Consider the following 21,006-nt stretch of genomic DNA (forward strand, 5'->3'; position numbering starts at 1 on the left):
GCCGGTTGCGGCGTCTTCGCCGGCGGCTTGCGTTGCGTCGTCGCGCGCAGGCCTGGAGCTTACTCGGGGCATGTCGGTGTCGATGAAAAAGCGGCGGCGGTGATTTCGGCAGCGGCGTCGCGCAGCGCGCGCACGACCGCGCCGTTCGCGCGCACGTCGATCACGCCGGTCGCGCCGATAGCGGTGAGGGTGAGGCTCAGTTCTTGTCCAGGGCCGAGCACGGGCACGCACACGCTGCTGACGCCGGGGCTGGGCGCGTCGATGGCGAGTTCGTAGCCGCGTGCACGGATGGCGTCGAGCGAGGCGAGGAAGGCGGCATCCGGCGTGCTTTCCGAGGGCGCGCCGGCGGCACTGGCCACGTGGCTGATGCCGCGCCACACCGGCTGCGCGGTTTGCGTGGCCCATGCGGCTTCGAGCGCCTCGGGCGCGAGGAACGCACAGAACATGCGGCCCGTGGCCGTGGCCCGCAGCGACATCACCGTGCCGACGTGCAGGTTCACGTGCAGCGGCAGGCTCGCGTGCTCGTAGCGCACGATAGTCGGCCCCTGCGGCCCGGCAATGCATAGCGCAACGCTGCAGTTGAGCGCCTGCGCGAGCGCGGCGGCGCGCGGCACGGCCTCGCGCAGCGCCGGTTGCTGCGCCAGATGCAGCAGGCCGAGGCGCAGCGCGAGCGGGCCGGGTTCATAGCGCCCCGAAAGCGCGTCGCGCTTGATGAGCCCGAGGCGCGTCAGGCTCACGAGATAGGCATGCGCCTGGCTCGACGGAATGTCGCCGCTCGCCGCGAGTTCGGTGGCGCCAAGCGGCGCGCGCGCGTCGGCGAGGGCGCGCAGCAGGCGTCCGCCTACTTCCACGCTCTGGATGCCGCGCTGCGTGCGGGCGGCCGTCGCGCTGCTTTCCGGCGCGGACGCAGCGCTTTCATTGCGACGTCTCATTGCGCTTTTCTCTGGCTGAAAAAGGGTCCATGTTAACTGAACGGCGGCAGGCGTACGGACTGCAGCGTGCTTTGGTCGGAAATTAGCATATAGCGATGTAATTCGCTATTGACAAATAAAAACGGGAAGACCATGATGGCCTCACCCCGGCACAACAGCGGTCCAATTCAATTTCAAACGGGGCGAGACAACCCGGGCTGGCGCCCAACGCGCCCGGCCCGGGCGCGCTTCGCCCCGCCCCGGCTTCAAGAGCCCCTCGATACGGAGACTCAACATGGCAAAGGCGTTCGCATCCCAGGCCGACCTCGAAGAAAAGAAGGTCACCTTCACGCAGCTCTCGGAAAACGCATACGCGTACACCACGGAAGGCGACCCCAACTCGGGCGTCATCATCGGCGACGACGGCGTGCTGATCGTCGACACCACGGCCACGCCCGCCATGGCGCAGGACCTCATCGCGAAGATTCGCACCGTCACCGACAAGCCCATCAAATACGTCGTGCTCTCGCACTATCACGCGGTGCGCGTCCTGGGCGCTTCGGCGTACTTCAAGGAAGGCGCGCAGCAGATCATCGCGAGCCGCGGCACGTATGAAATGATCGTCGAGCGCGGCGAAGCCGACATGAAGTCGGAAATCGAGCGCTTCCCGCGCCTGTTCGCGGGCGTCGAAACGGTGCCGGGCCTCACATGGCCCACGCTCGTGTTCGAGAAGGAAATCACGCTGTTCCTCGGCAAGCTCGAAGTGAAGATCGCGCACCTCGGCTCGGGTCACACGAAGGGCGACACGGTCGTATGGCTGCCGCAGCAGAAGGTGCTGTTCTCGGGCGACCTCGTCGAATACGACGCTGCGTGCTATTGCGGCGACGCTCAACTCGCCGAGTGGCCCGCCACGCTGGAAGCGCTGCGCTCGCTTGGCGCTGAAAAGCTCGTGCCGGGCCGCGGCCCCGCGCTGCTCAATCCTGCGGAAGTCAACAAGGGTCTCGATTACACGAAGGACTTCGTGACTACGCTGCTCGCGCAAGGCCGCGCCGCCGTGGCGCAGAAGCTCGACCTGAAGGGTGCGATGTCGCTCACGCGCGAGGCAATGGACCCGAAGTTCGGCCACGTGTTCATCTACGAGCATTGCCTGCCGTTCGATGTGACGCGCGCATATGACGAGGCGAGCGGCATTACGCATCCGCGCATCTGGACGGCACAGCGCGACAAGGAGATGTGGGACGCGCTGCAGGACTGAAGCGACAAACGTCTGGAATACGTGGCAGGAGACAAGAATGATCGACTATCAGACGCTGACCTTCGACTACGCGCGATGCAGCGAACAAACTCCGGACGCCGCCGTGTGCGTGCGTCCGGTCGTGGTGGTCGGCGCGGGGCCAGTGGGTCTCGCGACGGCCATCGACCTCGCGCGGCAAGGTGTGCCGGTGGTGCTCGTCGACGACGACTGCACGCTTTCCACGGGGTCGCGCGCCATCTGCTTTTCCAAGCGCTCGCTCGATATCTTCGACCGCCTCGGCTGCGGCGACCGCATGGTCGAAAAGGGCGTGAGCTGGAACGTCGGCAAGGTGTTCCGCAAGGACGAACTCATCTACACGTTCAACCTGCTGCCCGAAAGCGGCCATCATCGGCCGGCTTTCGTGAATCTTCAGCAGTACTATGTGGAAGGCTACCTGCTCGAACGTGCGCAGGCGTTGCCGAACCTCGAAATCCGCTGGAAAAACAAGGTGACGGGCGTCGCGCAGCATGGCACGCCGGGTGCCGCGGATGCGCACGTCGCGCTCGAAATCGAAACGCCCGACGGCCCATACACGCTGCTCGCGCGCTACGTCGTGGCCGCCGACGGCTCGCGCAGCCCGTTGCGCAAACTGCTCGGCCTCGACAGCCACGGCCGCACCTTCAAGGACCGCTTCCTGATCGCCGACGTGAAGATGGAAGCGGACTTCCCCACCGAACGCTGGTTCTGGTTCGATCCGCCGTTCCATCCGAACCAGTCGGTGCTGCTGCATCGCCAGCCCGACAACGTCTGGCGCATCGACTTCCAGCTCGGCTGGGACGCCGACCCGGTGCTCGAAAAAACGCCCGAGCGCGTGATTCCGCGCGTGCGCGCGCTGCTCGGGCCCGACGTGAAGTTCGAGCTGGAGTGGGTGAGCATCTACACGTTCTCGTGTCTGCGCATGGACAGCTTCCGCCAGGGCAACGTGCTGTTCGCGGGCGACTCGGCGCATCTGGTTTCGCCGTTCGGCGCGCGCGGTGCGAATAGCGGCTTCCAGGACGGCGAGAACCTCGCATGGAAGCTCGCGATGGTGCTGGAGAACCACGCGCCCGACGCGCTGCTCGACACCTACGCGAGCGAGCGCGAATATGCAGCCGACGAAAACATCCGCAACTCCACGCGCTCGACCGACTTCATCACGCCCAAGAGCGCGGTGAGCCGCGTGTTCCGCGACGCCGTGCTCACGCTCGCCCGCGAGCATGCGTTTGCGCGGCAACTCGTGAACAGCGGCCGGCTTTCCGTGCCGGCGGTGTTGCGCGAATCGACCTTGAACACGCCCGACGAAGAGACGTTCGACGGCCAGATGGAGCCAGGCGCTTCGTGCGTAGACGCGCCGGTGCAAAACGCAGCGGGCGGCGAAAGCTGGCTGCTCGCGCATCTGGGCGACCAGTTCGCGGGCCTCGTGTTCAGCCGCGCGGGCTCGGCCTTCGATACCGCGACGCTCGACACGCTGCAGGCGCTCTCGCGTTCCGCGGTGCCGCTCAAGTTCGTGGTGATGCTCGAAGGCAACGCGGCTGTGCCCGCGGGTCTGCCTGCATCGACCGCGGTGCTGCGCGACGTGCACGGGCTGGCGGCGCAGCGCTACGGCGCGCAGGACGGCGCGTTCTATCTGATTCGTCCGGACCAGCACGTGAGCGCGCGCTGGCGGCGCGCCGATGCGGCGCGCGTGCAGAGCGCGCTCAAGCGGGCGCTGTGCGTGCAAGGCACGGCATAGAGGAACGAGGAGGCAACCATGCTGAACACCCAACCGAATCTGGCAAGACCGGACGACTTTTATGAAGCGCTGATCGACATGCATCGCGATCTCGACGAGGCGCAGAGTCAATCTGTCAATGCGCAGCTGATCCTGCTGCTCGCGAACCACATCGGCGAGCACGAAACGCTGATGCAAGCGCTTCGCTTCGCGCGCGCAGGCGTGAGCGCGCCGGCGAGCAACGGCGACACGGGAAAACTTGCGGCGTGAAAGCCTGAAAGAGACCGATAGCGTTGACACATGCGGCCAGTGCGAACTGGCCGCATTCATTTGCCCCACCTAATTCATCGCCCATTTGCGGCACTTCTCGCGCAAGCAATCGTTTGCGTTTGCAAAGCGCGCATGACACCTCGGCGCACTGGCTCGCGTCACCGACTTTCGGCATGCTTTCCACGCGTGCCATCTATGCAAGCTGATTCAAGAACGCCTTGGGATACGCCGTAAACGCGACACATAGCACTCACTTCGCAAACGCATAAGATAGTCAGACAAATGCGGGCGATGGAATCGTTTTCCGGGGATACAACTTGAATCGCAGCAGTCAAACATGGTCGCGTACGGCGGCGCCGGGCGAGGTCATTTATTCGGAAGGCTTTGCAGGCGAACGGTTGATCTTCGTGATCGCCGACGGCAAGGTCGAAATCTCCACCCGCTGCGACGACAAGAAAGTCGTCATGGCCACGCTCGGACGCGGCGAATTTTTCGGCGAGACTGCGCTGCTCAGCGCGGAACCGCGGCCGAACACGGCGAAGGCGCTTAGCTTTTGCCAGCTGACCGTCGTGCCGGCGACTCTCATCGAAGAGGAACTCGAACGCGTCACCCCGATGCTGCGCCATGTGGTGCGCACGCTCACGCGGCGCGTCAAGGCGAAGGACGATCTGCTCGCCACCTACACCCATGCGGACTTCATGCCGGGCGTACTGTCGTACGCGCATGTGCTCGCGTTGATCGCAGGGGCGAGCGATCGCGCCGAAGGCGGCGATACCTGGTCGCGACAGGGCGCGAGTGGTGCCGAAGTGAGCGTGCCGCTCGCCGACGTCGTGCAGAAATGCCGTGCCGTGGCCGGCCATTCTCGTCCGCATGTGATGGCCATGCTCCGGCGCATGGAGAAGCTCAATCTCGTCGCGATGCAAAGCGGGCAGGCCACGCATCTCGCCAACAATGCGGCAGCGGCAGAAGGCGCGTTGGGCCGCCAGGTGGTGACGTTCGACCCCGTACGCATCGTGGAGCGCGCGACGCAGGTCGCAGACAGCGATCTCGATGTGTCGATCAACAGCGAACTCGAACTGATCGAGCTGGGCGATCTCGAAGCGCTGATCGGCGTGGAGCGCAAGGTCATTCTCAACAAGCTCTCGCACGCCGAAATCGCCGATGAGGTCTTCGCGTTCCGCAAGTCGAAGGTGCTGAACTTCGTCGAGCAAAAGGGCGTGGCGTATTTCTCGAAGCGCACGGGCCGAGGCTCGGGCGAACTCAAGTCGCTCGACGATCTGTTGTTCGTCGATCAACGCACGCTGTTCGAAGCCGTGAGCGCACTCGATACCTACGATCTCGCGAAACTGCTCGCCTCGATCGAAGATCAGGCCGTATCCGAGCGCCTGCTCTCGGTAATGGTGGACGCACGCAAGAACGAAGTGTCGTGGGTCATGCGCCGCGACATCAAGATCGATCCCGTGGAAGTCGAAGATATCGAGCAGCGCCTGCTTGAAGCGGTGCGTGCACTCAAGTCGCCTGGCGGACGCCAGGCAGATCGCTGAGTTGGGAGACACGCATGGATCTGCTTACCCTGATCGGTATCGCCATTGGCGCGCTCGCTGTGGTCGCGGGCTTCTCGCTCGAAGGCGGCCATTTCGTCACGCTGCTCCAGCCCGAGGCGCTGGCCATCGTGCTGGGCGGCACGCTCGGCGCCGTGATGATCCAGAACACGTGGGCGCGCTTCTTCGACGCCATCAAGCATTTGCGCATGGCGTTCGTGAAAGCGCCGCGCGTCGATGAAGCGAGCCTCGCCGCCGTGCTGGAGTGGGGCGATCAGGCCAAGCTCAACGGACTGCTCGCATTCGAGTCGATGGACCGCCAGGGCATTCATCCGTTCGCGCGGCGCGGGCTCGAATTGCTTGCGAGCGGCGTTTCGACCGCCGTGCTCGAAGATGCGCTCCAGCGCGAACTCGAAGCCTCCGGGCGCAAGCACATGGCGGCGGCGCGCGTGTGGCAGCAGGCGGGCGGCTATGCGCCCACGTTTGGCATTCTCGGCTCGGTGCTCGGCCTCATTCAGGTCACGGGGCATCTGATCGAGCCTGCCGAACTCGGGCCCGGCATTGCCGTGGCCTTCATCGCCACGCTGTACGGACTTGCTTTCGCGAACCTCGTTTTTCTGCCGCTGTATGGCAAGATACGCGCGCATATCGAAAGCGAACTGCGCCTGCGCAAGCTCTATCTCGACGGCCTGCTCGCCATTTCGCGCAAGGAGTCGCCGCACACGATCGCCACGCGTCTCGCTGGCGAGGTGGGCGGCAAGAGCGGCGGGTTGCAGGGCGAAGCGAACGTATGGGCGCTGGACACCACGCACGCGAGCTGACCGCCCATGCTTTCCGATAAAGACTTGCCGCTCACGGCACAGTTCGATCACGACGAGGACGAGGGCGGCGAATCGAGTTCCGGCCGCTGGCTCATTTCCTACGCGGACCTGATCACGACGCTGATGGTGCTGTTCCTCGCGCTCTACGCGATGCAGCTGGCGAAGCATAAGGAATCCGAAATACGATCGGCAGCGCAATCGACGAGCACGGCGGCAGCGGCCGTGAAAATGCCTGCCGTCGATCAGGCATTGCTCGCCGCGCTCGAAACGCTGCGCCAGCGCGGCGAAATCACGATCGCGCCGGCGGCGCGCGGCGTGGAGATCGGCATCAACGCGAAGATCCTGTTCAACGCGGGCGATGCCACGCTGCTGCCCGAATCGCTTGGCGTGCTGAGCCGTATCGCGGAGGTGTTGCGCGCGGCGCCGGCGGGCAACATCCTCGTGGAAGGGCACACCGACAGCACGCCGATCTCGAACGCGAAATTCGCGTCGAACTGGGAGCTCTCATCGGCGCGTGCGGGCGCGGTGGTGCGCTATCTGGTCGAGCGCGGCATCGAACCTCACCGGCTCGCCGCGATTGGCCGCGCCGACAACTTCCCGCTCGTGGCAGGCAACGACCCCGCGAGCCGCGCGCTGAACCGGCGCGTGACGCTGATCGTGCAGCGCTGAAGCTCATGCCTTACGCGTGATTGCCAAAGCAAACGCGCGTCACACTTGCATGGACGGCACGTCCTTCATGCAGCGCAAGGCGAACATCGACCGGCTGTGGCGAATGCTCGAGATGCGATAGAGCTTCTCGCGCAGGAAGCGTTCGTAGCCGGCGGTGCCATCGACCGCCACCTTGATCCAGTAGTCGTACTCGCCGGAGACGAGATAGGCCTCCAGCACTTCGGGCAGCGCCGCGAGTTCTGCGCCGAAGCGCGCGAGCGCGTCGTCTTCGTGACGGTCGAGCGTCACTTCCAGAATCACGATGTCGGCGTAGCCCAGCTTTTGCTGGTTCACGAGCGCGACATAGCCGTCGATATAGCCATCGGCTTCGAGCTGGCGCGTGCGGTTCCAGCACGCCGTGGTGGACATGCCCACTTGCTCGGCAAGTTCGGCGTTCGAAAGTCGGGCGTTCTTTTGCAGGGCGCTGAGGATCTTGCGGTCCTGGTTGTCGAGCGCTTTGGGCGGGCGTTCACGAGGGCTCATGGCGAAAAAGAATCTTGTTCAGGTTGTGGCAATTTTAACGGAAGAAGATTCCGTCAATTGGCCGATTCTGCCTGAAAACGGGAAGCCTATACACGCTATTCCCCGGTATATTTTCCGCATGCCTTCTTGCCTGGCACGACCCACGCGGCCACCTCCCCGCAGTGGGAAGCGCCGTCGCAGCCACGAGCCGCGGCGGTCCGTCAGGGCCGTTTCCGTTGCATTCTGCGGCGGCTACCGGGCGTTGCGTGCGTTCACCGCGCTGCCAGCAATGTCCGGTCAGGCAGATGGCATTTGAAAACCGCGCTTTCGCGCGGTTTTTTGTTGCCCGTTTTCGATACCCGTTTTTAATAACCCCGGCGACCCCGAGCGCCGTTCGTCATCCGTCTTCGCCAGCACGCCCCGCAATGTCGATCCAGCTGTATCTCTCTTTTCTCGCCGCCGCGCTCGTCCTTGTCTACACGCCCGGTCCCGTCAACGTGCTCACCATGAGCCAGGCGCTCCGTGCCGGCTGGCGTCACGCGCTGCCCTGCGTCTGGGGCGGCACGTTCGCGGTGCTCCTCCAGCTCGCGCTGACGGCGCTGTGCCTCAATTCACTGCTACTCATTAGTGAGCATTCACTTACGGTATTGCGATGGCTGGGCGCGGCCTACCTTGTCTGGCTGGGCGGCAAGCAGTGGCGCAGCCGCTCCTTGACGGGCACGGATGCCCCTGCCGAAGCCGATGGCGCGAGCCGTCGCGATTTGTTCTGGCGCGGATTCGCGACTTCCGGGCTCAACCCGAAGACCTTGCTGTTCTTCCCGTCGTTTTTCCCGCAGTTCATGAGCGCCGATGCGCCCTGGAGCGCCAATCGTCAGTATTTGCTACTGGCGGCGACGTTCGCGCTGCTGTTTGCGGGCGGCGTGGCTTCGATGGCGCTCTTTTCGCACCGGCTGCGCCACGTGCTGCAGCGGCCGAGGCGCATGCGCGCCGTGAATCGCCTGATGGGCAGCCTGCTCGTGGGTATGGGCGCGATGATGGCCGGCTTGCGCTGAGCGCGCAGGCGGCGGATGGCTCGCGCGGGCGCGCGAACCGGCTGACGTGACGCGGGTTTGGCGCGCGGCGATGCTTAAGGCGACGTGGTCGATGCGGCCGGCGCTGCGGTCGGCATGGCCGCTGAGCGTGTTGCCGATTCCGCTGGCACGCTCTGGGGGCCGGAGGTCGTCGAGGCCGAGGCGAGCGTTTGTGCCGTTGCTACGCTAGCTGACGCCGCCACGGGCGTCGCGGCATTGTGAGTGGTCACACTCGTCGCGAGCGCCGCAGATTGCGGGTTTGCCGCAACCGGCGCCGGCACACCCATGATAGCCGCCGCGGTTGCGGCGCCGTGGTCGACCGGTGCGGATGCACCCGGCGCAGAAGCGGCAGGCGCGGGCGCCGCCGTGGCAGGCGCCGGAGTTGGCGCGGGCGCAGCCGGTGGCGCTGTCACAACCGGCGCGGCCGGCAGCGCGTTGGTGTGCAACACCGCCGCACCCGTCGCGGCAGCCGCAGCGGCGGCCGCCGGTGCGGCCGACCCCACCGTGGTCGCGGCGGGTGCGGCGCTTGCCGTGACCGGCTCGATCGGCGGCGGCAACGGCGAAATCTTGATCGCGCCGCCGCCCGGCACAGGCTCGCTGCGCGCCGAAGCGCTCAAATAGCGCCCCACCAGATCGAAGAAGCGCGAGTAAAACGGGCCCGACTGGATCGTCTCGCTCGAAATCTTGACCATCTCGTCGCTGTTCGAGCGAATCGGCAGCGAAACCGACCCCAGAATCGAGAGCCCCACGCTCGCCGAGGTATCGCTCTTCTTGAGCGCGTAGCCGTTCTGCACGGCGTTCACGTACACCATGCTCGTATTGCTCGCGTCGCCCGGCGTGCAGACCACGTGCACCTCCACGACGATGTGCTGATCCAACGTCGGCTGGAAGTTCTTCGTGGCGTCGACGGTGTCGTCGCGCGTCATCGTCGTCATGTAGCCCTGGCTCAGCAGTGCGCGGCGCGACGATTCGCAGGCGTCAGTGCTCGCGTAGTTGAAGCTGCGCGAGAACTGGCTGGGCGCGGTGCTCAGCAGCTGATCTTCCTGGAACTTGGGCTTGGGCGAGGAGCACGCGCCGAGCGCAGCAGCCAGCGTCACCGTGATGACGGCGAGAGCTGCGCTGCGAAGCGGGACGGGCAAACGAGGGAAAACTTTTAAAAAACGGGACATATTCGGGGCAAACAGGGCAGCAATGCGGCATTGCATCGGACGGCATGCATTGTAGTTCGGTTCCGCTGCGCACGACCGAACGCTCGTTTTTTCGAGGCATTTCGAAAGCCGGACGAAGGCGTCTCGAAGCTTACATCCCACATGACAAAAAAAACGGGCTTCCGCCCAACGCGAAAGCCCGTATCGAGCCGGCGCCCGGGACAGCGAGCGGAGAAGAGAACCCGCTGGCGTGCGCCGCAGCCGGGTACCGCCGGCTGTTCTGTGCGCGATGCGCCAAATCGTCCGAACCACACCTGGCGCCGCGCCCGCAACGCGGCGTGAGTGGGGGCTCACTTCATCGGTTCACTTCGTCGCCTTACTTCGTGCCGACCGTCGTGAGCGGCTGCCACTTGCCGTTCACGACCTTGTAGACCGTCACGCCGCCGTATTTGAGGTCGCCGTACTGGTCGTAGGCCAGCTCGTTCGTGGTCACGCCCTTCATGTTCGTCGTCTTGAGCGAGGCGAGGTAGAGGTGCGGATCGGTCGAATTCGCCTTCTTCATGGCGGCGAACACGGCGCGCGTGCCGTCATACGCGTACGGCGAATACAGCTCGACCGGCTTGTTGAAGCGCTTGGTGTAGCGCTCGACATAGCTCTGCCACCCGGCATCTGGTCGAGCGGGCTGCCGCCTGACGAAGCGAGCGCGCCTTCTGCCGACGGACCGGCAATCTTGATGAGCTAGTCCGAGTGCATCATGTCGGGGCCGATCAGCGTGGCCTTGATCGCGAGCGACTTCATTTGCTTGAGCATCGGCGCGGCCTGCGTGTCGGCGCCGCCGTAGAAGATCGGGTCGGCGTCGGCCGACTTGACGTGCGTGAGAATCGAGCGGAAGTCCACGGCCTTGTCGTTCGTGAATTCCTGCGCGACCACCGTGCCGCCGGCCGCCTTCACGGCCTTGGCGAATTCTTCGGCCACGCCTTGACCGTAGGCCGTGCGGTCGTCGATCACGGCGAAGCGCTTGAACTTCAGGCAGAATGGAAAAACGGCGAGCGCCCGTAAGGACGCTCGCCGTTTTCCTTGAAGCAGACTTGCGTGTGAAGCGTTGCGCTTACACCGCCATTTCGGGCGGCGCCTGGCGGAAGCACCGCGTGATCCAGCCGAGGTACACGAGGCCGAGCACGAACCAGATCACGCCGAGCACGATGGCGGTCTTTTCGAGGCTGCACAGCAGCCAGATGTCGGTCACGGCGCCGATCAGCGGGAACACCAGACCGCCGAGCAACCCAAAGCCACGCGTGCCCGCCGCGCCGCTGAAGTACTGGCGGATCACGCACAGATTCACCGAAGTGAACGCGAGGAACGCGCCGAAGTTGATGAACGAGGTGGACGTGGCCACGTCGAGCTTCAGCGCGATCAAACCGACGATACCGGCAATCGCGATGTTGATCGCAGGCGTGCGAAAGCGCGGGTGGATGTAGCCGAAAATCGACTTCGGCAGCACTTCATCGCGGCCCATCGCGTAGAGCAGACGCCCCACGCTGGCCTGCGCCGAGATGCCCGAGGCGAACTGCGCGAGGATCAGGCCCGCGAGGAAAATCGTCACGAAGATATCGCCGCCCACTTTGCGAGCGATTTCGAACGCGGCCGAATCGGGGTCCTTGAACACGGCGCCCGGATGCGCGAGCTGCAGCGTGTACGCGGCGATCACGAAGATCGCGCCGCCCACCAGCGCGATCAGCACGATGGCGCGCGGGATGGTCTTTTCGGGCTCGATGGTTTCTTCGGTGAGCGTGGAAACGGCGTCGAAGCCGAGGTACGAATACGCGGCGATCGCGGCGCCCGCCATCGTGGCCGAGAGCGGCACGTGCGGCTGGAAGAACGGCTGCGCCGTGACGAGCCCGCCCGGGCCTGCGGCCGCGGAGGCGTAGTGCAAACACAGGACAACGAACATTACTGCGATGCCGAGCTGCACGACCATCAGCACGATGTTGAAACGCGCGGCAAGTTCGATGCCGATGACGTTCAGCACACTCGTGAGCACGATGAACGCGACGATCCAGATCCACGTGGGCACGCTCGGAAACGCCGCGCCAAGATACGCCGCGCCGATCAGCCAGATCACCATCGGCAGGAAGAAGTAATCGAGCAGTGTGGCCCAGCCGATCATGAAGCCCAGGTGCGAATTGAAGCTCTTGCGCGTGTACGTGTAGGCCGAACCCGCCACCGGGAAAAGACGCGCGAGCTTGCCGTAGCTGAACGCCGTGAACACGATTGCGACGAGCGCGATGAGATACGCGAGGGCGGCGGTGTCCTGGCTCGCGCCTGCGAGCACGCCGTAGGTGCCGTAGACTATCAGCGGCGCCATATAGGCGAGGCCGAACAGGAGCACGGACGGCAGGCCGAGCGTGCGTTTCAGGTGAGGTTCTTGAGTGCCGCGTTCTTGCGACGGCGAGGCAGGCTTCATGATGCAGTTGTCTCCTGGGTGCTGCGGTTCAGGCAGGCATGGGCGAGCCTGGCGAGCCGCGCAGGGTGGCTTGCCGGATCGCTGGTTGCCGGGCTTGTTACCGGGTATTAGTGCTACGCGCCTTTAACGCGTGCGCGGGCGGATATTGAGCGAGCGACGGCCTTGCGCGTCGTTCTCGTCCGCGAGATTGAGCGCAATGCGTGCGTCGTGCAGATAGCTGTAGTGTTCGCGGCTTTGCGCGAGCAGCGCGCGATCCACCTTCGCGTGCAGCACCGCGTCTTCGTTCTTCAACTCGCAGAGCACGTCGCCGAACGGGCTCACGAGCGCTGTTTCGCCGGGGAACGTGAGGTTGTCGTCGCCGTCGCCGGTGCGGTTCACGAGCGCGGCGAACATCTGGTTCTCCATTGCGCGCGCAACGATCGCGCGGCGATGCACGGGGCCGAACGGATCCATATTGCCGTTCGTGACGACGAGCATTTCCGCGCCGAGCGAGGCCACGGCGCGCGCCGTTTCGGGAAACTCGATGTCGTAGCAAATCAGGAGACCCACGGTCATGCCCTTGAATTCGCACACCTCGAAGTGGTCGCCGGGCGTGAATACGCCCACGTCCGTGGCCCACAGATGCGTCTTGCGGTAGCGCAGCGCGATGTCGCCGCGTTCGTCGATCAGGACGGTCGTGTTGTAGAAGCGGTCGCCGTCGCGCTCGGCAAGGCCGACCGCCACGCCGATCTTCGCGGCGCGAGCGGCGTCACGGACTTTGCTCAAAGACGGACCTTCGAGCGATTCGGCTACGTCGCGCACGTTTTCGCGGGTGGGAAAGCCCGTGAGCGTGGCTTCGGGGAAGACGATGAGATCGCTGCCTTCATGGCTTTTGGCCATAGCGTCGAGTACGCGGGCGAGGTTGGGAGCGACTGCGCCGTCCACGATCGGGATCTGCGCGAGTTCGAGTTGCATGCTTGTCTCCTTCCTTATGTATTACGTAAAGCACCGCGTGGGCGTCTGGAGCCGCTATTATCTCCACGTTATTTTTGTCGAGAAATTACCCTGCAGGGGTACCCTGATCGGAGGACCCATGGAGCCCCTCATGGAACTGGACTGGCAGGACCGTGCGTTCCATCACCATATCGCGACGCTGATCGACGCCCTCGACGGCCCCGACTTCTGGACCCGCATGACGCGTGTGATCGAGCGCTTCGTCGCGTTCGACAACTGGGTTGCGCTCGTCTTCCGGCGCGATCGCGCGCCGCTCGTATGCGCCGAGTCGCCCATGCCCGACGGCACCGTGGATCTCTTGTTCCGCGCGTATCTGGAGGGGATGTACCTGCTCGATCCGTTCTATCTGAACGCGAGCGAAAAGCCGCGCGCAGGACTCGTCACGCTGGCCGAAGTCGCGCCCGATAATTTCCGCATGACGGACTACTATCAGCGTTACTTCAAGAGCAACATCATCGGCGACGAAGTGCAGTTCAACGTGCCTCTCGACGAAGCGCGCACGCTGATTTTCTCGCTAGGCGCAAAGCACCATTACACGGAGCGCGATATTGCGTTGTTCGCGATGTTCGCGCCGTGGGTGATCGCGCTCATGAAGCAGCGGCTTGCGTATGAGACGTTTGCCGAGGGTGTTGCCGAGGCAGTCGCGTCTGACGTATCTGAAGCCGACAGCGCGGCGCAGCAGGGGCAGTTGAGCGAGGCGGGCTTTGCGAGCCGCATCGAGGCGGTCACGCAGCAAAGCGGACGCGTGCCGCTCACCGCGCGCGAGATCGAAGTGGTGCGTTTGAGCCTGAGCGGTTTTTCCACGCGCGCGATTGCGGAGCGGCTCGCCATTTCGTTCGAGACCGTGCGCGCGCACAAGAAGCATATCTACGCGAAGCTCGGCGTGAGTTCGCAGTCGGAGTTGTTTGCGCTTTTCTACGAGCCGCTCGGGCGCGCGGGCGTATGAGCGCCGCGCGCCTTCGACGGCGCGCGTCAGAACTCGACGAGCGCGAAGTCTTCCTTGCCCACGTCGCAGAGCGGGCAGCGCCAGTCGTCGGGCACATCGGCCCAGCGGGTGCCGGGAGCGAGGCCGTCGTCGGGGGCGCCTGCCGCTTCGTCATACACCCAGCCACAGATCACACAGACCCATTGCTTGAGCCCGTCGTCGGCGCTGGCCGCAGCCGTCGAGGCGCTTGAGGAGGCCTCGGGCGTGGCGCCTTCGGGCGGGGTGTCGAGCGCGACGACGAGCGGCGCTGCGGTGCTCTCGCGTTCAGCGAGCTTGCTTTGTAGCGTGGCGAGCAGCGCGGCGGCTTCGTCGGCGGTGAGGTCGATCCAGTACGGGTCGCCTGCGCCGTCATTCAGGCGTTCAGGAGAGAACTGGATTTCGAGGGCGACGCCTTTCTTGTACATAAGCGAAAACGGTTGGCTTGATGCCCCGGACGCGCTGCGCTTACAGGAAGTAGCGGAACAGCAGCGAGGCCGCGATGCCGCCAGCGCCGATCAGCGCGAGCATTTGCAGGAGCGTGATGGACTTGCTGGACTTGGCGTTCGAAGCCGTGGGACGGGTGGTGGTGTTCATAGGGTAAATTTGCGGCGGCGTGGGTTGCGATTTCGATTGCGCCCCGAAAAGTCGCCATCATCGGCATGACGGCGGCAGAGCGCGGCGGGGGAGTTTCGCACGATTTCGCATCGGCGGGGGCATTTGCGGGGCGACTGTGCGCACGCGCCGCAGATTCGCCGCGGCAACCTGCGCCGCACAGCGGCGTCGATTATCGCCGCTAATCTGGGCCGGATTCCTGAGCGCGCGGAGATGGTTTATTTCGCAGGCGTTGAGAGAAGCGGCTCACAACTGCAGCCAGCGCCGTTCGATATACGAGAACAGCCAGCTGACCGGCACCGCGCACGCCATGCCGATGGCGACCTGCGCCACGCGAAAGAGCGCGACGTCCCACACTGGTCCGTTAATGGGCACGAGCAGCACGATCGTGGTGGTGATCGCGCCCAGTCGCGCGGCGGTGCTCACGCTCAGGCACCAGCAGCCGATGATCACCACGCTCACGGCGACGAGGTAGGCCGCGAGATTTTCCGGGCCGAACGCCGCCGTCGCGAGCCCCACCGCGCCGCCCGCAATCGCGCCGATGAACTGGTCGCGCGACTGCGCAAGCGTATCGGCGTAATCGTGCTGGGTGACGGCAATCGCCGTGATCGCGGCCCAGAACGCTTGTTCGGTGTGGAGCGCGCGGCCGATGCTGTATGCAAGGCCTGCCGCGCACACGGCGCGCATCGCCATGAGCGTGCCTTGCGCGGCGCGACTCTTGAGCGGCAGGCGCTTGAGCGTGCCGAGCGCCGATTGCTGGAGCGAAGTCAGGTAGGCATAGAGGTTGTCTTGTGGGTCGTGCATTGCGCGTGATCGGTCGTAAGGAGAACGTGAGGCTGGGCGGGCGCGTTGCCAAGCATATCAAGCCGTGTTTGCAATATGCGGATCGTCGGGCAGGCGATGCATGCGCAACGGCGTCGCCGCGTGGCGCAGGAGCGAGACAAAAAAAGGCGCGATGCCAACCGGCATCGCGCCTTTCTACAGCCGAAAAACCGTGCGTTACTTCCTGTCGATCGAGATCGCGCCCGGACCCGTTACCGCGAGTGCGAGCAGTCCGCCGGCGATGCTGATGTTCTTGTAGAAGTTGATCATGTTCGCCATTTGATCGGCGCCCGTCATGGTCCAGAAGTGATGGCCGATGAAGGCCGTTGCAACGGTATAGATCGCGAGCAGCACGGCGAGCGGCCGCGTGTAGAAACCCACGAGCAGCAGGATGCCGACAGCGAACTCCATGATCACGGCGATGACGGCCGACAGCATCGGCACGGGCGCGCCCACGTGCGCCATGTAGTCGACCGTGCCCGAAAAGCCGGTGATCTTGGACCAGCCGAACAGGATGAACAGGGAAGTCAGCAGAATGCGTGAGACCAGCAGCACGACGTCGTTGCCCGGCCCGAACAGGTTGTATCGCATGGTTTTCTCCGAATAAGTTTTAAGCAGTTCACTACGTATCAGTTCGCGCTTTGCCGGGCGGCGGCCCACTTTGAGTGAATGGACCGCCGCGCGCCGGTCTGCGCAAGCATAACCTCAGGCGCAACGCCGAAGTCAGGACCAGAGCTCCGACACTTCGATATTACGCAGATCGAACACGAGGACCTCTGCATCGTGTCCGTCGCTGAAGCTCAACTCGCGCTCGGCGCGGATGCGCGCGCCGTCGCCCTCGCCCAGTTCCACGCCGTTCAGCTTCACGCTGCCGCGCGCCACGTGAACGTAAGCGTAGCGGTCGGCGCCCACTTCGATCTTCGCCGTTTCCGCGCCGTCGAGGCGGCCTGCATAGACGCGTGTGTCCTGGCGCAGCAGCAGCGAGTCGTCGGCGCCGTCCGGCGAGAGGATCAGGCGGAACTTGCCGCGCTTTTCCTCATCGGCGATGTTCTTCTGCTGGTAGCGCGGCTGCGCACCCTTCACGTTCGGCGCAATCCAGATCTGCAGGAAGTGCACCCCTTCGTCGGCCGAGTGGTTGAACTCGCTGTGCGCGACACCGGTGCCGGCGCTCATCAGCTGCACGTCGCCGGGGACGATCACCGAGCCCGTGCCCATCGAGTCCTTGTGCTCCAGCGCGCCTTCCAGCACGTACGAGAAGATTTCCATGTCGCGGTGCGGGTGCTTGCCGAAGCCGCGCGCCGGGGCCACGCGGTCGTCGTTGATCACGAGCAGGTCCGAGAAGCCCACTTGCTTCGGATCGTAGTAGTTGGCAAACGAAAACGTGTGACGCGAGCTGAGCCAGCCATGTTCACCGCGGCCGCGTTGGTCTGCCTTGCGAAGTTCGATCATTTTCGTCTCTCCTGGCGGGCCGAGTTGGCGCTTTAGCGCCTTACCCTGGCCCCATTGGGTTGATGGGATTCGCTTGATTGGTTGCGATGGAAGAATTTTAGGTCAATCAAATCGACTGGAATCACCGTAAAATACGACTCACTGTCACGATGAAGTGGACAATCGGAATGCAACTCGACGACATGCGGATCTTCGTGACCACCGTGGATGCGGGCAATTTCACGGCGGCGGCCCATCGGCTGCGGCTTTCCAAGCAGTTCGTGAGCCGGCGCGTGGCGGCGCTGGAGGGCGATCTGGGCGCGCGCCTGCTGGTGCGCAACACGCGCAAACTGGCGGTCACGGACCTCGGCCAGGACTTCTACGAGCGCGCGAAGCGCATCCTTTCGGACGTCTCGGAGGCCGAGCAGGCCATGTCGGACCGGCGCAGCGAGCCGCGCGGCTTGCTGAAAGTGAGCGCGCCGATGTCGTTCGGCATGGCGCACCTTTCGCCGCTCGTCGCCGAATTTCTGCGTGAGCATCCGGACGTGCGCTTCGACATGGATCTGAGCGACCGCACCGTCGACGTGATCGGCGAGGGTTTCGACATGGCGCTGCGGATCGGCCGGCTGGCGGATTCCACGCTGGTCGCGCAAAAGCTCATCGACGTGCGCATGATCGCCTGCTGCAGTCCCGGCTACCGGCGCCGCCGGCGCGCGCCCCAAACGCCTGCCGATCTCGCGCAGCACGCCTGCCTGCCGTACGGGCAGCAGGGCCGCGCGCCGTGGGAATTCATCGTTGATGGCGTGCGCACGCCTTTTGACGTGCATGGGCCGCTGCGCGCGAATAACGGCGAAGTGATCCGCGACGCGGCCATTGCCGGGCTCGGCATCTGCTACCTCCCGGACTTCATCGTGGCGGGATCGGTTGATGCGGGGCTGCTGGTGGAGGTGCTGGAGCCGTTCATGCCGCCGCCCAACGCGCTCCATGCGCTGTACCCGCAGCATCGTGAAGCTTCCGTGACGATCCGCGCATTCACGCAATACCTGCGCGAGCGGCTCGCGGCGCGTGCGGCAACCGCGCGTGGCGGGGCGCTTTGACGCAGCAAGCGTGCGGCCCTTGCAGAAGGGCCGTTGCGCCTGCATCTAACGCACAAAGCTTCGTGAACGCAACATGACAGCGCGGCCGCGTGAGGCGCCTTGTCGCAGTTTCGTTGTATGCTCACCGCCCCGAGGGTTGCTCGGGCCGCGCGATGCGGGCGCGGAATCCCATAACGGCGGGCTTTGACGGACGCTATGGGGTCCGATAGGCAGGGTTAATACCCGCGATCAAAGCAACCAATTTTTCAAACGGACGCGGTTCCCGTAATCTTCGTCCATACCTTTTCCCAACCCAGAGCGAGGAAACAACGCATGTCTCTCATCAACACGCAAGTCAAGCCGTTCAAGGCAACCGCATACCACAACGGTAAGTTCGTTCCGGTCTCTGAGGAAAACCTCAAGGGCAAGTGGTCGGTCGTCGTGTTCTATCCGGCCGACTTCACTTTCGTGTGCCCGACCGAACTCGGCGACCTGGCTGACCAGTACGCGGAATTCCAGAAGCTGGGCGTCGAAGTCTACGGTGTGTCGACCGACACGCACTTCACGCACAAGGCATGGCACGACACGTCGGACACGATCGCCAAGATCCAGTACCCGCTGGTCGGCGACCCGACGGGCGCAATCACGCGCAACTTCGACGTCATGATCGAAGAAGAAGGTCTGGCACTGCGCGGCACGTTCGTGATCAACCCGGAAGGCGAGATCAAGCTGTGCGAAATCCATGACAACGGCATCGGCCGTGACGCCAAGGAACTGCTGCGCAAGGTGCAAGCTGCTCAGTACGTGGCAGCACACCCGGGTGAAGTTTGCCCCGCCAAGTGGACGCCGGGCGCTGAAACGCTCAAGCCGTCGCTCGACCTCGTCGGCAAGATCTAAGCGTTGCTGTTCAAATGCGATCGCCCTGATCGCATGACGCCGAAGTCTCACTAGCTGTATCCCCGGGCCGCGCCCAGTCGGCCGCGGTCCGGGTGCCTGTTCGCCTCTTGACGCCATAAGCGGAACGGCGAAATTGCCAGGCAATACTTAGAATTCCCCCGCTTCTTCTCTAGCCGGAAAAAAAGCCATGCTCGACGCCAACCTCAAAGATCAACTCAAAAGCTACCTCGAAAAAGTCACGCAGTCGATCGAGATCGTTGCGTACCTGGACGATGGCGAGAAGTCGCAAGAACTGCAGCAATTGCTGCAGGACATCGCATCGCTCTCGAATCGCATCTCCTACGAAGCACGCCGTGGCGCCGCAGCCGGCGACGCGCGTACCCCTTCGTTCGATATCAAGCGCGCGAACTCCGACGTGAAAGTCACGTTCGCGGGCATTCCGATGGGCCACGAATTCACGTCGCTCGTGCTGGCGCTGCTGCAGGTGGGCGGCCACCCGGTCAAGCTCGAGAACGACACCATCGAACAGGTGAAGGCGCTCGATGGCGCATTCTCGTTCGAAGTCTATATGTCGCTGTCGTGCCAGAACTGCCCGGAAGTCGTGCAGTCGATCAACGCGATGGCTTCGCTCAACCCGAACGTGCAGATCGTCACGATCGACGGCGCGCTGTATCAGGACGAAGTCGAGAAGCGCCAGATCATGGCCGTGCCGACCATCTACCTGAACGGCGAAGTGTTCGGCCAGGGCCGCATGGGCGTGGAAGAGATTCTCGCGAAGCTCGATACCGGCGCATCGTCGCGTGCTGCCGAGAAGCTGAACCAGAAGGATGTTTTCGACATGCTCATCGTCGGCGGCGGACCCGCTGGCGCTGCGGCTGCGATCTACGCGGCGCGCAAGGGCATCAAGACCGGCGTGCTCGCCGAGCGCTTCGGCGGCCAGGTGCTCGACACGATGGCCATCGAGAACTTCGTCTCGGTCACGGAAACGGAAGGGCCGAAGTTCGCCACGGCGCTGGAGCAGCACGTGCGCGCCTATGACGTCGACATCATGAATCTGCAGCGCGCCGAAGCGCTCGTGCCCTCGGGCAACGGCTTCGAAGTGCGCACGCAAAGCGGCGCGACGCTGCGTGCGAAGAGCGTGGTGCTCGCCACCGGTGCGCGCTGGCGCAATGTCGACGTGCCGGGCGAGCAGCAGTACAAGAACAAGGGCGTGGCTTACTGCCCGCACTGCGACGGCCCGCTCTTCAAGGGCAAGCGCGTGGCGGTGATCGGCGGCGGTAACTCGGGCGTGGAAGCGGCAATCGACCTGGCCGGTATCGTGAGCCATGTCACGTTGCTCGAATTCGGCGCGCAACTGCGTGCGGACGAAGTGCTGCAACGCAAGCTGCGCAGCCTGCCGAACGTCACGGTGCACGTGAACGCGCAAACCACGGAGATTTCCGGCGACGGCCAGAAGGTCACGGGTCTCGCTTTTCTCGAACGCACGTCGGGCGAGAAGCGTCATCTCGAACTCGAAGGCGTGTTCGTGCAGATCGGCCTCGTGCCGAACACCGAGTTCCTCAAGGGCACGGTGGCGCTGTCGAAGCACGGCGAGATCGAAGTGGACGCCAAGGGCCAGACGTCGGTGCCGGGCGTGTTCGCCGCGGGCGACGTGACGACCGTGCCGTTCAAGCAGATCGTGATCGCCGTGGGCGAAGGCGCGAAGGCATCGCTGGGCGCATTCGACTACCTGATCCGCTCCTCCGTGGAGCAGGAAGAGGATGCTAAGGCGGCGCCCGTGGTCGCCTAAGCAAAGGGTTGTAGCAGTCTCTCTTTACGCCGGCTCACGCCGGCGT

At 64.4% G+C, this 21,006-nt stretch carries 21 protein-coding genes and 1 pseudogene; 11 read left to right on the forward strand and 11 right to left on the reverse strand.

Annotated elements, in window-relative coordinates:
- Positions 1-59 precede the first annotated feature (59 nt).
- The gene (locus tag AB4Y36_RS05250; RefSeq protein WP_368682477.1) at positions 60-932 is read right to left on the reverse strand and encodes an IclR family transcriptional regulator; all 873 of its coding nucleotides are present in this window, start codon (positions 930-932) and stop codon (positions 60-62) included.
- A 274-nt stretch (positions 933-1,206) separates the two neighbouring features.
- On the opposite strand from AB4Y36_RS05250, the gene AB4Y36_RS05255 reads away from it, so the two are divergent.
- The 6 genes from AB4Y36_RS05255 (at position 1,207) to AB4Y36_RS05280 (ending at position 7,196) form a co-directional block, all read left to right on the forward strand.
- Entirely contained in the window at positions 1,207-2,166 is a 960-nt protein-coding gene (locus AB4Y36_RS05255; protein WP_069261608.1) for an MBL fold metallo-hydrolase, read from the forward strand.
- A 37-nt stretch (positions 2,167-2,203) separates the two neighbouring features.
- Positions 2,204-3,916, forward strand: coding sequence for an FAD-dependent oxidoreductase (locus AB4Y36_RS05260; RefSeq protein WP_368682478.1), 1,713 nt, complete (start codon positions 2,204-2,206; stop codon positions 3,914-3,916).
- A gap of 18 nt (positions 3,917-3,934) precedes the next feature.
- Positions 3,935-4,165: a DUF2783 domain-containing protein gene (locus tag AB4Y36_RS05265; protein WP_069261610.1), complete on the forward strand. Its 231-nt coding sequence runs from the start codon at positions 3,935-3,937 to the stop codon at positions 4,163-4,165.
- Between the two features lie 317 nt (positions 4,166-4,482).
- Positions 4,483-5,709: a Crp/Fnr family transcriptional regulator gene (locus AB4Y36_RS05270; RefSeq protein ID WP_368682479.1), complete on the forward strand. Its 1,227-nt coding sequence runs from the start codon at positions 4,483-4,485 to the stop codon at positions 5,707-5,709.
- A gap of 14 nt (positions 5,710-5,723) precedes the next feature.
- The gene (locus AB4Y36_RS05275) at positions 5,724-6,527 is read left to right on the forward strand and encodes a flagellar motor protein (protein ID WP_368682480.1); all 804 of its coding nucleotides are present in this window, start codon (positions 5,724-5,726) and stop codon (positions 6,525-6,527) included.
- 6 nt (positions 6,528-6,533) lie between these two features.
- Positions 6,534-7,196 (forward strand): flagellar motor protein MotB, encoded by a 663-nt coding sequence (locus tag AB4Y36_RS05280; RefSeq protein ID WP_368682481.1) that lies wholly within the window; start codon positions 6,534-6,536, stop codon positions 7,194-7,196.
- A gap of 39 nt (positions 7,197-7,235) precedes the next feature.
- Here AB4Y36_RS05280 and AB4Y36_RS05285 read toward each other — a convergent pair whose 3' ends face one another.
- The gene (locus AB4Y36_RS05285) at positions 7,236-7,718 is read right to left on the reverse strand and encodes an Lrp/AsnC family transcriptional regulator (RefSeq protein ID WP_028202732.1); all 483 of its coding nucleotides are present in this window, start codon (positions 7,716-7,718) and stop codon (positions 7,236-7,238) included.
- Between the two features lie 404 nt (positions 7,719-8,122).
- Here AB4Y36_RS05285 and AB4Y36_RS05290 point away from each other — a divergent pair, with 404 nt between their 5' ends.
- Positions 8,123-8,749 (forward strand): LysE family translocator, encoded by a 627-nt coding sequence (locus tag AB4Y36_RS05290; protein ID WP_368682482.1) that lies wholly within the window; start codon positions 8,123-8,125, stop codon positions 8,747-8,749.
- A gap of 74 nt (positions 8,750-8,823) precedes the next feature.
- On the opposite strand, the gene AB4Y36_RS05295 is transcribed toward AB4Y36_RS05290, so the two are convergent.
- From AB4Y36_RS05295 to AB4Y36_RS05310, 4 genes and pseudogenes are all read right to left on the reverse strand, one after another.
- Entirely contained in the window at positions 8,824-9,906 is a 1,083-nt protein-coding gene (locus AB4Y36_RS05295) for a DUF2242 domain-containing protein (protein WP_368606057.1), read from the reverse strand.
- Positions 9,907-10,291: 385 nt separating this feature from the next.
- A pseudogene (locus AB4Y36_RS05300) lies at positions 10,292-10,923 on the reverse strand (branched-chain amino acid ABC transporter substrate-binding protein); the annotation flags it as partial.
- A gap of 100 nt (positions 10,924-11,023) precedes the next feature.
- Entirely contained in the window at positions 11,024-12,379 is a 1,356-nt protein-coding gene (locus tag AB4Y36_RS05305) for an APC family permease (protein ID WP_368682483.1), read from the reverse strand.
- Positions 12,380-12,502: 123 nt separating this feature from the next.
- Positions 12,503-13,333, reverse strand: coding sequence for a carbon-nitrogen hydrolase family protein (locus tag AB4Y36_RS05310; protein WP_368682484.1), 831 nt, complete (start codon positions 13,331-13,333; stop codon positions 12,503-12,505).
- Positions 13,334-13,463: 130 nt separating this feature from the next.
- Here AB4Y36_RS05310 and AB4Y36_RS05315 point away from each other — a divergent pair, with 130 nt between their 5' ends.
- On the forward strand, positions 13,464-14,318 hold the full coding sequence (locus AB4Y36_RS05315; protein ID WP_069261618.1) for a helix-turn-helix transcriptional regulator: 855 nt from the start codon (positions 13,464-13,466) through the stop codon (positions 14,316-14,318).
- 26 nt (positions 14,319-14,344) lie between these two features.
- On the opposite strand, the gene AB4Y36_RS05320 is transcribed toward AB4Y36_RS05315, so the two are convergent.
- The 5 genes from AB4Y36_RS05320 to AB4Y36_RS05340 form a co-directional block, all read right to left on the reverse strand.
- Entirely contained in the window at positions 14,345-14,761 is a 417-nt protein-coding gene (locus tag AB4Y36_RS05320; protein WP_342946801.1) for a rubredoxin, read from the reverse strand.
- 40 nt (positions 14,762-14,801) lie between these two features.
- Entirely contained in the window at positions 14,802-14,930 is a 129-nt protein-coding gene (locus tag AB4Y36_RS05325; RefSeq protein WP_256094453.1) for a hypothetical protein, read from the reverse strand.
- Positions 14,931-15,194: 264 nt separating this feature from the next.
- A complete protein-coding gene (locus tag AB4Y36_RS05330) occupies positions 15,195-15,752 on the reverse strand; it encodes an aromatic acid exporter family protein (RefSeq protein ID WP_368682485.1) in 558 nt (185 codons plus the stop codon).
- 195 nt (positions 15,753-15,947) lie between these two features.
- On the reverse strand, positions 15,948-16,361 hold the full coding sequence (locus tag AB4Y36_RS05335; RefSeq protein ID WP_042268447.1) for a DoxX family protein: 414 nt from the start codon (positions 16,359-16,361) through the stop codon (positions 15,948-15,950).
- 132 nt (positions 16,362-16,493) lie between these two features.
- A complete protein-coding gene (locus AB4Y36_RS05340) occupies positions 16,494-17,219 on the reverse strand; it encodes a pirin family protein (RefSeq protein ID WP_342946799.1) in 726 nt (241 codons plus the stop codon).
- 167 nt (positions 17,220-17,386) lie between these two features.
- Here AB4Y36_RS05340 and AB4Y36_RS05345 point away from each other — a divergent pair, with 167 nt between their 5' ends.
- The 3 genes from AB4Y36_RS05345 to ahpF all read left to right on the forward strand — a co-directional run bounded on the left by AB4Y36_RS05345 (position 17,387) and on the right by ahpF (position 20,960).
- Entirely contained in the window at positions 17,387-18,295 is a 909-nt protein-coding gene (locus AB4Y36_RS05345; protein ID WP_069261875.1) for a LysR family transcriptional regulator, read from the forward strand.
- A gap of 312 nt (positions 18,296-18,607) precedes the next feature.
- Positions 18,608-19,171 carry an alkyl hydroperoxide reductase subunit C gene (ahpC, locus tag AB4Y36_RS05350; RefSeq protein ID WP_069261621.1) on the forward strand — a complete coding sequence of 188 codons (564 nt, stop codon included), beginning with the start codon at positions 18,608-18,610 and terminating at the stop codon, positions 19,169-19,171.
- Between the two features lie 187 nt (positions 19,172-19,358).
- Entirely contained in the window at positions 19,359-20,960 is a 1,602-nt protein-coding gene (gene ahpF, locus AB4Y36_RS05355; RefSeq protein WP_368682486.1) for an alkyl hydroperoxide reductase subunit F, read from the forward strand.
- Positions 20,961-21,006 lie beyond the last annotated feature (46 nt).

Source organism: Paraburkholderia sp. BR10936, assembly GCF_040965735.1.
Classification (GTDB): Bacteria; Pseudomonadota; Gammaproteobacteria; order Burkholderiales; family Burkholderiaceae; genus Paraburkholderia; species Paraburkholderia nodosa_A.

Bases quoted from the DNA above. Each gene is read 5' to 3' on its own strand.
- AB4Y36_RS05280 (WP_368682481.1), top strand. From the start codon at position 6,534: ATGCTTTCCGATAAAGACTTGCCGCTCACGGCACAGTTCGATCACGAC.
- AB4Y36_RS05335 (WP_042268447.1), bottom strand. From the start codon at position 16,361: ATGCGATACAACCTGTTCGGGCCGGGCAACGACGTCGTGCTGCTGGTC.
- ahpF (WP_368682486.1), top strand. From the start codon at position 19,359: ATGCTCGACGCCAACCTCAAAGATCAACTCAAAAGCTACCTCGAAAAA.
- AB4Y36_RS05340 (WP_342946799.1), bottom strand. From the start codon at position 17,219: ATGATCGAACTTCGCAAGGCAGACCAACGCGGCCGCGGTGAACATGGC.
- AB4Y36_RS05345 (WP_069261875.1), top strand. From the start codon at position 17,387: ATGCAACTCGACGACATGCGGATCTTCGTGACCACCGTGGATGCGGGC.
- AB4Y36_RS05260 (WP_368682478.1), top strand. From the start codon at position 2,204: ATGATCGACTATCAGACGCTGACCTTCGACTACGCGCGATGCAGCGAA.
- AB4Y36_RS05285 (WP_028202732.1), bottom strand. From the start codon at position 7,718: ATGAGCCCTCGTGAACGCCCGCCCAAAGCGCTCGACAACCAGGACCGC.
- AB4Y36_RS05320 (WP_342946801.1), bottom strand. From the start codon at position 14,761: ATGTACAAGAAAGGCGTCGCCCTCGAAATCCAGTTCTCTCCTGAACGC.
- AB4Y36_RS05305 (WP_368682483.1), bottom strand. From the start codon at position 12,379: ATGAAGCCTGCCTCGCCGTCGCAAGAACGCGGCACTCAAGAACCTCAC.
- AB4Y36_RS05310 (WP_368682484.1), bottom strand. From the start codon at position 13,333: ATGCAACTCGAACTCGCGCAGATCCCGATCGTGGACGGCGCAGTCGCT.
- AB4Y36_RS05250 (WP_368682477.1), bottom strand. From the start codon at position 932: ATGAGACGTCGCAATGAAAGCGCTGCGTCCGCGCCGGAAAGCAGCGCG.
- AB4Y36_RS05325 (WP_256094453.1), bottom strand. From the start codon at position 14,930: ATGAACACCACCACCCGTCCCACGGCTTCGAACGCCAAGTCCAGCAAG.
- AB4Y36_RS05290 (WP_368682482.1), top strand. From the start codon at position 8,123: ATGTCGATCCAGCTGTATCTCTCTTTTCTCGCCGCCGCGCTCGTCCTT.
- AB4Y36_RS05255 (WP_069261608.1), top strand. From the start codon at position 1,207: ATGGCAAAGGCGTTCGCATCCCAGGCCGACCTCGAAGAAAAGAAGGTC.
- ahpC (WP_069261621.1), top strand. From the start codon at position 18,608: ATGTCTCTCATCAACACGCAAGTCAAGCCGTTCAAGGCAACCGCATAC.
- AB4Y36_RS05330 (WP_368682485.1), bottom strand. From the start codon at position 15,752: ATGCACGACCCACAAGACAACCTCTATGCCTACCTGACTTCGCTCCAG.
- AB4Y36_RS05315 (WP_069261618.1), top strand. From the start codon at position 13,464: ATGGAACTGGACTGGCAGGACCGTGCGTTCCATCACCATATCGCGACG.
- AB4Y36_RS05275 (WP_368682480.1), top strand. From the start codon at position 5,724: ATGGATCTGCTTACCCTGATCGGTATCGCCATTGGCGCGCTCGCTGTG.
- AB4Y36_RS05265 (WP_069261610.1), top strand. From the start codon at position 3,935: ATGCTGAACACCCAACCGAATCTGGCAAGACCGGACGACTTTTATGAA.